The following is a 12,298-nucleotide window of genomic DNA, read 5'->3' on the forward strand; positions in this document are numbered from 1 at the left end:
CCAGCTTTGTTCAGCTTAGATGGGCAACGATCCCACTTCAGGATCACCGGAGGTAATCCATCCACTGAAGCTATTCATTTTCTTTGAGAAGGAATTAAAGCGCCAGCTTTGTTCAGCTTAGTTGGGCAACAAACGGATCATGCATAATTTTGTGTTTGTACAAAAATTGTGATTGATTTTTGAAGGAATAATGAATTAAGCATCGCATCACGAGATTGTATGACGAATGAGGAATGACATGTGAGAGTGATGAGTGGAGAGTGGATTCCGCAATAAATGCGGAATGACATTGGTAAAGAACAGAATGGTCTGGTTCCGGTTACTATATTAATGGATTCTGAATCAGATCGATTTAAAATACATATGTAGTGTTCTCTGGTTTGTTTGATGGGAAACCGGATTGAAGTGGGTGATTAGGTTATGTTTAATTAAGTGTGTCATTTTTATTTCTAAGTTATTCCCAGTCTTTCCGGGTAAGTAATGATTAGGATATTAATGACTTTGGTCCAACTTCTGGGTCTCGACCATTTCCTTGTTGTTCTTATGCTTACCAAATATAGTAATTTAAGTAAGGCTCTTTCTGATGGTAATGCTCCCTTGGTTTTAGTAGCCTTTCTTATTTGACGATTAAACCCTTCTATTGAATTGGTAGTGTACATGATGTTCCTTATTTCCGGATGATAATTAAAGAATGTTGAGAGTCCTTCCCAATTGTTCTTCCAGGAACGAACCATCGCAGGATACTTCTTTTTCCACTTATCTTCAAAGTTCTCTAGGGCCAGTTCTGCCTGCTCTAAGGTATTGGCCTTATAGATTGACTTCATGTCCCTGACAACCTCCCTGGAATCCGTAAATGGTACATAACGGATGGCGTTGCGTATTTGATGTACAATGCAAAGCTGTATGTCTGTTGCGGGGAAAACTGCCTGTATGGCTTCTCTAAAACCCTTCAGGTTATCTATACTGGCTATAAGAATATCTTCCACTCCTCGCGCCTGTAAATCGCTTAAAACACTCAGCCAAAAGGTAGCACTTTCACTCTGGGAAAGATAAATGCCCAACAGATCTTTTTCGCCTTCCACATTCATCCCTAAAACCAGATAAGCTGCCATGCTTTTGATCTGGCCATCTTGTCTGACCTTGTAAAACAATGCATCCAGCCATACAAAAGGATACACCTGATCCAAAGGACGACTACGCCATTCTTCGATCTCAGGCCAAATACGGTCCGTAATGGCCGTGAGTTGGGCAGGAGAGAGTTCCATGTCGTACATCTCCTTGATATGCGAGGCAATGTCACGGTAACTCATGCCCATGGAATACAGGCTCAAGATCTTTTGTTCTAGGGCCGGACCGAGGCTTCGCTGTCGCTTGGGGAGTATCTCCGGCTCATAGGTGCCGTCACGGTCTCTGGGGGGCTCAAGGGGAACCTCTCCAAAGCTCGTTTTAACCTTTTTACTGCCTTTGCCATTACGGCGATTGGGCCGGCTGTCTTTTAGGTGAGCATCCATCTCACCTTCCATACTGGCCTCTAGTAATTTCTTTAATAATGGGGTAAACGCCCCATCAGATCCCTCTAATTTCTTAGTGCTTTTGAGCTGCTCCAATGCTCCTTCAAAGAGTTGCTCCAGCTCCTCTTTGTTGAATTTGTTTTTTGCTGACATCGTGATCATAAGATAATTATTTAATTAAAACTTATGACACACTTTTTTAAACAGTCTCGGTGATTAATACTTCGGGCAATATCAGGTATAAGAGGTCTAGAAATAATCCGAATACTATTATTTTTTTGCAAAGATCTTAATCTATTATTCAATTCGCACACAACTTTTGAGATTGATCCCAACAAAACGAATTCAGGATCACGGAAGGTTATGAGAAAGTTTGGAAACATTTTATACTTGATTGAATCTGAATCGATGTGTTCATACTTTATCCATACTTTAACTATGCTTCAACCATGCCTTAACTATGCCTGAAATGGGGTGTTTCCATCCTTGAATATTGATCAAAAACAAAGCTAAGGAAAGAGTTTGTATTTTTTTATATCATTTTATACTTCACGGCAATAAGATGCAAAATCGGCTAAATAAGGATTTTAATTCTTGCAGTTATGAATTATTATTAAGTTAGACGGTATGAAGAAAAGGAAAAGGTGCTATATTTTCAAAAAGCAAATAGTATAGGGTGCAAGTTTTTGGTGATACGCCGGTATGAGCATCCTTAGTTGTACCGATTTTATTTATACAACGATTCAGGATGAAGTAGCTGTCGGGCTAATCTAGGGCATTCTGTATTAAATGTTGAATGAAATTATAGAAGGCTTATTTTCAGAAGTTTTGTAAAAAAAAATTGTCTTAAATTAGAGGGATTGCTTTTTTTCAACACACAATCCAATAAACCTTAGCGGTAAAAAATAATCTATAGAATATGATTGTTACAAAGAATATCAGTTTTTCACGATTAATGAAAATGGCAGGACATCATTTTCTATGGCTTATTCCATTAATGGGTGGTATAGCAGCCTTATATCACTTCAATTTTATTACATTCAAAATACCCTGGGTTCCGGTTTCGGTTATAGGTACGGCGGTGGCATTTTATGTAGGTTTTAAAAATAATCAGTCTTATGACAGGTTGTGGGAAGCACGTAAAATATGGGGAGGTATTGTAAACGATAGTCGTAGTTGGGGGATGATGGTTGATGGATTTATTACTAATCAGTTCACAAAGAACGATATACCAGATAGTGAAATAAAAAGTATCAAGAAAAAACTTATCTACCGACATATTGCCTGGTTGTATGCACACAGAAGTCAGTTATTAGTGCCTACATCCTGGGAACACATCAAGCAATCAGGTCACATTGGTAAGGCAGCAGAGAAATATCAAAAGCAATTTGGAGTAGGCCTTATTGATGATGCTGAAACAAGAAGTAGCCTCGAAACATTTTTACTGCCAGATGAACACGAACGTTTAGTCAATGCAGCTAATACCGCCACACAAATAATTAACGAGCAATCAAGGGATCTTACTCAATTAAGAGGGCATAATCTAATCGATGATTTTCGGCATATGGAAATGGAAAATGTGCTAAGAACCTTTTACGCTCTTCAAGGAAAAAATGAACGTATAAAAAAATTCCCATTACCAAGGCAATATGCTAATATGAGTAGATATTTTGTCGGGATATTTATTGCTTTTTTACCATTCAGTATGGTTCCTGAAATGATTGTTGGGCAACTTGGTTTTTGGCTGTCTGTGCCCATAGTGGCTTTAGTAGGTTGGATATATATTGCTATGGAATTAGTGGGTGATTATTCTGAAAATCCATTTTCAAGTATGGCTAATGATATTCCAATGCTTTCTTTATGTAGAGTAATAGAAATTGATTTAAGAGAAATACTTGGTGAAACAGACTTACCGCCGGCTATTAAAGCTAAAAAAGGTATATTAATGTAATATTTCAAAAAAGTAAAAGGTGAAATTCTATAATTCATATTATGAATCTTTGTTTTTTTCTTTATTTCGATTTTTTCCGGTTAGGTATCCCAAATAAAAAGGTAGTCCGAGAAGTATAACGAGAAAAATAACGGCATATAAAAGAAGTGAAGAAATTGTTTTTCGTAATTCAGACATTCCGTTTTTTACACCGATATCAGCAATGATTTTAGCTTCGTCTGTAAGCGCTTTTCTTTCACGCATAATAATTGAATCTAATGCGATTCTTTCTCTTTCGATCATTAATTCAAGTGCTATCCGGTCTTCGGAAAGACGAATCATAGACTCTTCAATTTCTTGCTGCATACCATAAAACAAGGGATCGAGCTGATTTCTAAATGATATGATGGCAGTGTCGATGGTTTCCGGAGCGTTTTCGGCAACGATTAACAAACGGTTAACTTGATCATCGAAGGCTGCTATACGATTTTGTATTTCGATTGAATCTATTCCTTTTTCTTTAAGATATAACTGTGTGCTCCATTTTAATTGTTTACCCGTGAGGTCTGTTCCAAAATCAATCCTATTAGACATGTCAGCAACCACCTCTGATAGTGAACCCACAGTTTGAATGGCCAGAGAATCTGGTGTATTGGTATATAGAAGGTAATCGTCTCGTATGCTCTGATGTTCAAACTTAAAATCGTTTATGGGGTGTGTTTGGGCATAACGATAGATAAAATCCCTATAATTTTTAAATGCTTTAGGATTATATACACTTGATGCTATTTTGGCAATTTTATCAATATTCTGTTGATTAACTTGTTGTACTCTGATGGTATCAGCGCCTAATAGTATCTTATTGGTGCTTTTATTAAAAAAATCATTTGTTTCTATCATGAACGACCAGACATCACTTCAAGCTAGCTTTGGAGAGGTTTGAAAAGCAAATGATTTAAATCGTTGGGCCGAATAAATTTTCCATTCCAGCATTTTCTTTTGAACATCGAGACTGGGATTTGTTGCAATAATGGTGTCGGCAGTTTTTTCTATTTCAGCTATAGCATCTTTTGCATATTGTTGGGTAAGTAATCTGGTGTTTAGATCACTCACGGATAATGGTGTTTGTGCACTTTCTACACGTACCAAGGAACACGAACTGAAAAATATAAGATTTACAAGTATAAAAAGTACTTGATATAACAGTGTCAAATTGCCCGTAGTTTTAAACATCATTTTGAGAAATCATTGGTAAAATAGCTCGTAAAACCAATTTCCATTTTTATTAAGACTGATAGGTATTACAAGTTGAATGTTAATGGTTTGCTTTATAATATTTGTTGGTTCGGCGGCAAAATCAAAATTTCTAGTGAATAACACGCTATTATAGTTAACTAATGGGGTTTGTAACTGTTTTGCTAATTAATCTAATCCTGACTGTTTAAATACTTGAAATAGCACTAGAAAGATTAAGGTAGTAAATATCCTACTCAATAAAAAATGTTTCGTTGCTTATGTATAAATAATTATAATTTATTTTACTTTTTAATGACTGGTAGTAGCCAATTAATGACTGGTAGTAGCCAAGTACCAGTCATCACCTTTTCCTAAGGATCACAGGTTTTTATGCATAAATAAAAAGGATGTTTTGGAACTGGAAGTTAGTTTCTGGATTATTTATTTTCAGGGTTTTATACTGAATAGTTGCCGGCAATATCGTTTTGTTTATTATACATCGTGATAGACCAGAAATATTTGGCAGTGGGTATTTGATCTTTAGTCCAAAGAATGATATAAGTCTTATTTTTTCAGTTAGCGTAGATGCTTTACTTTTTACATACGCTATGGTCTGAAACCTCAAAGCAATGTTTTATCCATTGATGGAGAAAATTTCAAACTTAATTATTCTAAGTTAAACGTGTTTTCAATAGTAACTCTTTTTAGAATTGATATTCTTTATTATCGAAAATTAATTCTACAATAATGTATTAATAGTAACCATTAAAAAGGTGTTTATTCCCAAGAACCCAGGGATTGGTTTGAGAATGCTTTTAACTCCACATAAGCGGCTTCGATTTCGGAAGTACCGTCACCAACTTTGGTCCAGGCAAACAAAATTTTGTTTCCCGTACGCTCCATTTGAGGGAATCCAGAGCTTCTGGACATATCCATTTTAGAGATGATTATCGGCTCAAATTTTTCCCCAAGTTTGTTTACTTTCATCGCCTTGAGGTAGGTTAGGTTATCAATGGATTCCATCCAGCTTACGATTGCATGGTCTGAATCTGTCATTACAATGTCAACCCTTCCTAGGGTTCCGACATTACTCACCAGGATAGGTTTTAGGAAGGACGCTCCGGCATTTTCAGAAAAAGCGACCTTTACCTGGGCTTGATCATTAGCTGCAGTAAACCATGCTGCGGCCACATCATCACCAATAGCATCGACTTTCGGTCCATTTACAGGGCACCCACCTATTACCCAGCCATCATCATGGATAAATTTAGGGGTGGTCCATTCTCCATCCACCAACCTGGTAATGGCAATATCCCTTATCTCATCATCCGTCCTATCTCTATAAAGTACAATGGGACCATTACTGGTTATGGTTGCTGTAGTTTGGCAACAGGTACAGGTATTACTGTCCAGAATTTGTTCACTTATAACCGTTCCATCTTTATCAATTTCGGCAGCTCTTATACTCATCGTTCCATGGTGACCTGCATGTCCTGATTCTTTTTTAGGATCTGCCGCCATGTTTCTACCATCCAACCAGGTAACAAAAAATGAATGCTCCTTATAAGGAAGCAGGGTCATAAAACCATGTTCGGTTTTAGTTTCGTCTGAATACAGTGGCAACTCGGTTTGCCAGGTTGAATCCTGACTTTTTTGCAAGTTCAATTTGATGTCATAGGCAAAGGTTTCATCTGATGATTTCTTGAGGAAATGAGCCAATAGCGTTCCGTTATTTTCAACAATCATAGGATAATCCGCCCAATTGACGAACCAATTTTGTCCTTGGACAATTTTCTTTGGACTACTCCAATTACCATCTTCAAGGGTTGCATAATTAAGCTGGGATATGGAATCGTTTACTTTTGTCACCCAAGACATCAGGGTCGTTTCATTGGTAGAAACCATATAGGGCAAGGAAATGTTCTTTCCCTGGTCGAAATTAATTTTTTGTACCGTGGTATTGTGTTCTTTATTTTTCTTCTCTTTTGGTTTTGAATTACATGAAATCACACTTATTATGATTGATAATGACAAGCAAAATGTCGGAAATTTTTTTTTCATTGTTTTGATTGGGTTACGTCTTAGTAAAAATTTATTCTCAGTAAATTTTGAGAATGGTTCGCAAAATAAAAAATATGTTTGCCCAAAGGTTAGAAAAAGGCATTTTTTTCTAGCGTGATTGTTGTCCTACCCAATTTAGGACTCAGTTGAATCAATTAGTTTACAAGTCATCACTTCCTTATACCATGTTCTGATCATCCTTGAGAAAAGAATATGAATGTGCTGTATGTTGTGCAGTTTCCTTTTGCCCAACATAAAGATTTAATCATTTTTATGATTAATACTACTTTAAGATTAAATCTTGCGATTACCTTTGCAGGTACTCGCTTTTACCCCGAGATAAAATTAAAATACTATAGCCAGGTTATTTGTCAATATAAGGGATGTCATGTTACGATGGTTGTTAATCATTGTACTCTTTGCCTATCTATTTATGCCTTTAAAAAATCAGGTCATTACTGTAGTCCATAGTTTATCTCATGGAATTGAAAATGTTTTAAACAATCATCACCATCATACTGAAAAACATACTCATGATTTTCAGTTAGAAAAAGATGATTCTCATTATCATGAATCTGCTGATAATCATGATCATAGCCACCTTTCCTTGATAGCGTCTTTGTTTTCTCCAGAAGAAGATCGTAAAAACCAGCAAAAAGAATTTTTTGTATTTGAAATGCTCGACAAGCATTATCCATCGGGTGTTTATAATGTATTATTTAGCCATACGGCTGTTCAGAAAAAAAATAATTGGGGTGTAATCGCTAATTATTTTTCCATTGACCTCCCTATAATTATTCCACCGCCAAGAGCTTTCTAAATTTTTAAAAATAGTTGTCTGCCATTTATATGGTAAGGTAGACTATACATTCAATTTATAAGTTGGGAGGAAACTCTATAATTAATTTTTTTAATCCATTATTAATGAAAAAAATAATAGGAGCAATCGTCATGCTTACTATGAGCATGTCTTATGCTCAAACTTTAAAAGGAAGAGTATTTAATGAATCGGATGAACAGCTATCTGATGTAAGTGTTTTTAATATTACTTCCGGAAGTCATTCGCATTCGAATGAAGTAGGTCTTTTTGTATTAGATAAAACCACTACCGGCGACTCTATTGTGTTTTCCAGATTGGGATATGCTTCAAAATATGTGGTAGTGACTAAAAAGGATTTATCTTCAGAAAAGGATATTATATTAAGTGCCGCTAATATTTCTTTAGATCAGATCGTTTTGGTTTCGGAGGTGAATTCATTAAATAGTTTTGTAGACGTCGATATACAAACCAATCCAATAAAATCTTCTCAAGAGATTTTGAGAAAAGTTCCAGGACTTATCATCGGTCAACATGCCGGTGGCGGAAAAGCAGAGCAAATTTTTTTAAGGGGTTTTGATATAGACCATGGTACAGATGTGTCTATAAGTGTAGACGGGATGCCAGTAAATATGGTTTCACATGCACATGGCCAGGGATATTCGGATTTGCATTTTGTTATTCCTGAAACCCTTGAAGACATAAATTTCGGGAAAGGTCCGTATTATGCTGATCACGGTGATTTTACAACTGCAGGTTATATCGATTTACACCTGCGAAAATCAATAGACCAAAATTTAATCTCTTTAGAAGCAGGTCAGTTCAATACCAATCGTTTTGTCGGTTTGTTTAAGCTTTTAGATACGGATAAGAGCAATGCTTATGTTGCTTCTGAACTGTATTTAACTGATGGTCCGTTTGATTCCCCACAGGATTTTAATCGAATCAATGTAATGGGGCGTTATAATTACAAGCTTAGCAATGATGAAGAATTTTTGTTAACGTTGTCTCATTTTCAAAGTAAGTGGGATGCCTCAGGACAAATACCCCAGAGGGCGGTAGACAATGGAATCATCGATCGATTTGGTGCCATTGATGATACTGAAGGGGGATCGACCAGCAGAACTAATTTTTTACTTAATCATGTTAAATTATTAGACGATAGTAAGGCGGTAAAAACAAAGGCTTATATATCGCAGTATGATTTTGAATTATTCTCGAACTTTACTTTTTTTCTTGACGACCCGGTTAATGGAGATCAAATTCAGCAGAAGGAAAGCAGGTTGATTGCCGGTGCAGAAAGTATCTATGAGGAAGAACGTATATCGCTGACTGAAACCATTGATTTTGCTTATCAGGCAGGCGTAGGATTTCGATATGATAATGTTGATGATGTGCAACTTTCGCATACCTTGAACAGGAAGGAAATTCTGGAAAGATATGCTTACGGAGATGTTGACGAGGTGAATACCTATGGTTTCGTGAATACTGAATTCAAGGTCGGAAAGTGGATGATTAACCCGGCATTAAGGGTTGATTATTTTAAGTTTGATTATCACAATAAGTTAACGGAAGTCTACGATAATAAAAGTGAATCTAAAGTCGCATTAAGTCCGAAGTTGAACACTGTTTATTCTGTAAATTCAAATTGGCAATTATTCTTAAAAACCGGTTTAGGCTTCCATTCTAATGATGCCCGAGTGGTAGTAGCTAATGAGGGAGAAGATATTTTGCCAACCGCCTATGGTGCTGATTTAGGAACGATTTATAAGCCCTTTAATAAGCTTGCACTGAATGCTACTTTGTGGTGGTTGTACCTGGATCAGGAGTTTGTGTATGTTGGTGATGCAGCTATCGTAGAACCTAGTGGAGAAACCAGAAGACTTGGTGTTGATTTTGGTGCTCGTTATCAGGCGCTTCCCTGGCTTTACGTATATGCTGATGTTAATTTAAGTAAAGGAAGAAGTGTGGATGCACCAGAAGGAGCAAATTACATTCCTTTGGCGCCGGACTTCACTTCGGTTGGAGGGCTGCTCATTGATAATCTGGGGAATTTTTCGGGAAGTTTAACCTATAAGTATGTGGACGACCGTCCTGCTAATGAAGATGACTCTATTGTGGCTGAAGGTTACTTTGTTTCGGATTTTAATATTAATTATTCACTGAGAAACTGGACCTTTGGTATTATTATAGAGAATCTATTTGATACCGAGTGGAACGAAACTCAATTTGCCACTGAAAGTCGTTTATTCAATGAACCAGCACCTGTTGAGGAAATTCATTTTACTCCGGGAACACCTTTTTATTTGAGAGGAAAGGTTAGTGTAAGATTCTAATTTTTTCAGTAATATATTTACTATTATAAACTCAGGTAGTCTTTGTGTTACCTGAGTTTTTTTATGGCTGATACATACCGGAATGAGGGAAAAGGTACAAGAATGATGTTTGATACCTGATTTGCCAATCTTCTGATTGTAATTGTTTGGGAAGATAAGTTCTACTCTCCATAATGGGGTTAGTTTTTATCCAAAGAATGAAAAATAATAAAGCATGGGTCATTGATTTTTAGGAATGTTTTAGGATCTTCACCTTATGGAGGTAGTTTTAGTGATGATATAAGTCATTTTAATTCAGGTGTTTAGTTGTTAAATTGTGTTGTTTGAATTATAAAAACAAAGGCAATGAAAACTGAAATCGGATTTTGTTTGGCATTCATTATGACGATGGTTTTGCTGGGTTGTGCTCAGGAAAAAAATGTTCAGGCAGATGAAATGTTAAAAGACGAAACGAAACAAAATGAAATTATGGCAGCTATTGTAGAAGATCATGAAATGATGATGAATATGATGGACCATATTAAAAAGAACGATCATGCCATGCAAATGATGCGTGGTGATTCTGTTATGATGTATGATATGATACAGGGTAACCAAATGGTTGATTTGATGAGAGGAAACCCAAAAATGATGGGAACTATGATGCAGCATATGATGAAAATGGCTACTGAAGATACCACGGCATGCAAGGCTATGGGCAGTATGATGATGGGTAATGAACATATGATGCGTATGATGAAAGACCTCATGCATGAAAATGAAATGATGGGGAATGATAAATCTAGGCAAATGCACATGGAACAACATCACCATAATAATTAAATATGGGATATATGATTGCGTGAGCATTGAATACGTTTATAAAAAGAAATCGTAATGATGAATGACTGGAATTGGCACGGATGGGGGATGCATGGAATCGGTTGGGTATTCTGGATTGCAATTATATTAATTGTTGTATGGCTCAGTTTAAGAAGTGCTTCACAGAAGGGTATAAATAATAGTTCGAATGAAGATTCAGCACTGGAGATTTTGAAGAAGCGGTATGCCCGAGGAGAAATCACCAAAGAGGAGTATGATGAGGCTAAAGAACGAATTTCCTGATATGTTTTTGAGCAATTATGATAGCATCAAAATCGGACTTAGGTCCGATTTTTACGTATTGGTATATATGAATTCTTTCCGAACAGTTTTTCCTGATTATGAAATAGTAATATATTTAGCCTATATCGAAGCTGTAACACAATATCAAGCACATGAAAGCAATTAATTTTTTAAGGTTAATCATATGTATATTAATTGGATCTGTTCATCATTTCCTATGGGCTCAGGACTCATCTCATCAACTTTCTTTTATAGCTAAGAATCTGGAGTGGAAAGGTGTTGCGGTTGAAGATGAAAACTATACACTATGGGGGGCGGCTCCTATTATGGGTGAGGATGGTAAGGTACATCTATATGTTGCAAGATGGCCGGAGAAAAATGTAGATCCGGCATGGAGGAAGTCTTCTGAAATAGCTCACTATGTTGCGGATCATCCCGAGGGACCTTTTGAATTTTCTGATGTGGTTCTTAAGGGAACCGGAAGGGATACCTGGGATCGTTATGCTCCGCATAATCCGGAAATCAGGAAAATTGGTAAAAAATATGTTTTATTATATATCGGTAATACCGATTATCATCAACCTCCACATCCGGCCAATCAGTCAATAGGGATGGCTATTGCAGCATCTCCATACGGACCCTGGAAAAAGGTTGGTAAGGATGGACTTATTTTAAATACCGAAGATGCTTCGAAATGGAATTATAAGTCAGGGAATGGCATAGTGAATCCTTCACTATTAGTTTTTAACAATAAGTATTATTTGTATTTTAAATCTATGGGACCATCAGGTCTCAAATATGGGTTGGCTATTGCAGAAGATATTGAAGGACCTTATGTTATTCAGGACAAGCCGGTGACGGCTAATAATGGAACCCTGGAAGATGGGGTGGTTTTTTATTATAATGATTCAGTTTATTTATTAACCACCGATAATCATGGTCATAATACCGGTGTTGTGGGAGGAGGTACCCTATGGAAATCTCAGGATGGAATAACCTTTGATATTAAAGATGCTTCCATTGGATATTTAAAGATTCCGGACTATTATAAAGGATATGATCCTGACAAGGTTGTTAAAATATACGGATCAGCTCCGAAGCTGGAAAGACCCAAGATACTTATGATGGATGGAAAGCCCGCTTATTTATACGGTCCGAGTGGCTGGAATGTTTATGGTGATGAACGTACTGTTTGTTATGTTTTCAAGATCAACCTTTAATTAAAATTACAATTAATTAGGTCTTTTGTACTAAAATATTTAGTTTGGCCTTTTTAAAGCATTTTATCAATCTTGCTAATTGG

The 12,298-nt window shown here is 36.5% G+C and carries 11 protein-coding genes; 6 read left to right on the forward strand and 5 right to left on the reverse strand.

What is annotated here, in order from left to right; translation table 11 throughout:
- Positions 1 to 449: 449 nt before the first annotated feature.
- Complete coding sequence (locus P278_RS02595) at positions 450 to 1,673, reverse strand: IS256 family transposase (RefSeq protein ID WP_200909596.1); 1,224 nt, start codon at positions 1,671 to 1,673, stop codon at positions 450 to 452.
- Positions 1,674 to 2,430: 757 nt separating this feature from the next.
- Between P278_RS02595 and P278_RS02600 the strand changes: the two genes are divergently transcribed.
- Complete coding sequence (locus P278_RS02600) at positions 2,431 to 3,462, forward strand: bestrophin family protein (RefSeq protein WP_038261937.1); 1,032 nt, start codon at positions 2,431 to 2,433, stop codon at positions 3,460 to 3,462.
- Between the two features lie 39 nt (positions 3,463 to 3,501).
- Here the strand turns inward: P278_RS02600 and P278_RS02605 are convergent, their stop codons facing one another.
- From P278_RS02605 to P278_RS02615, 4 genes are all read right to left on the reverse strand, one after another.
- Complete coding sequence (locus P278_RS02605) at positions 3,502 to 4,341, reverse strand: hypothetical protein (RefSeq protein ID WP_038261942.1); 840 nt, start codon at positions 4,339 to 4,341, stop codon at positions 3,502 to 3,504.
- An 18-nt stretch (positions 4,342 to 4,359) separates the two neighbouring features.
- Complete coding sequence (locus tag P278_RS16480) at positions 4,360 to 4,554, reverse strand: hypothetical protein (RefSeq protein ID WP_152973875.1); 195 nt, start codon at positions 4,552 to 4,554, stop codon at positions 4,360 to 4,362.
- A 578-nt stretch (positions 4,555 to 5,132) separates the two neighbouring features.
- Positions 5,133 to 5,234, reverse strand: a complete 102-nt coding sequence (locus P278_RS16880) for a hypothetical protein (RefSeq protein WP_152973879.1) — start codon at positions 5,232 to 5,234, stop codon at positions 5,133 to 5,135.
- Between the two features lie 220 nt (positions 5,235 to 5,454).
- Entirely contained in the window at positions 5,455 to 6,738 is a 1,284-nt protein-coding gene (locus P278_RS02615; RefSeq protein ID WP_051413370.1) for a hypothetical protein, read from the reverse strand.
- A 388-nt stretch (positions 6,739 to 7,126) separates the two neighbouring features.
- On the opposite strand from P278_RS02615, the gene P278_RS02620 reads away from it, so the two are divergent.
- The 5 genes from P278_RS02620 to P278_RS02640 all read left to right on the forward strand — a co-directional run bounded on the left by P278_RS02620 (position 7,127) and on the right by P278_RS02640 (position 12,215).
- Entirely contained in the window at positions 7,127 to 7,558 is a 432-nt protein-coding gene (locus tag P278_RS02620; RefSeq protein ID WP_152973876.1) for a hypothetical protein, read from the forward strand.
- Positions 7,559 to 7,662: 104 nt separating this feature from the next.
- Positions 7,663 to 9,891 carry a TonB-dependent receptor gene (locus tag P278_RS02625; protein WP_038261951.1) on the forward strand — a complete coding sequence of 743 codons (2,229 nt, stop codon included), beginning with the start codon at positions 7,663 to 7,665 and terminating at the stop codon, positions 9,889 to 9,891.
- A gap of 345 nt (positions 9,892 to 10,236) precedes the next feature.
- A complete protein-coding gene (locus P278_RS02630; protein ID WP_038261954.1) occupies positions 10,237 to 10,713 on the forward strand; it encodes a hypothetical protein in 477 nt (158 codons plus the stop codon).
- A 54-nt stretch (positions 10,714 to 10,767) separates the two neighbouring features.
- Positions 10,768 to 10,995: an SHOCT domain-containing protein gene (locus P278_RS16850; protein WP_038261957.1), complete on the forward strand. Its 228-nt coding sequence runs from the start codon at positions 10,768 to 10,770 to the stop codon at positions 10,993 to 10,995.
- 152 nt (positions 10,996 to 11,147) lie between these two features.
- Positions 11,148 to 12,215 carry a glycoside hydrolase family protein gene (locus tag P278_RS02640; RefSeq protein WP_038261959.1) on the forward strand — a complete coding sequence of 356 codons (1,068 nt, stop codon included), beginning with the start codon at positions 11,148 to 11,150 and terminating at the stop codon, positions 12,213 to 12,215.
- The last annotated feature ends 83 nt before the right edge of the window (positions 12,216 to 12,298 follow it).

Source organism: Zhouia amylolytica AD3, assembly GCF_000511935.2.
GTDB classification, from domain to species: Bacteria; Bacteroidota; Bacteroidia; order Flavobacteriales; family Flavobacteriaceae; genus Zhouia; species Zhouia amylolytica.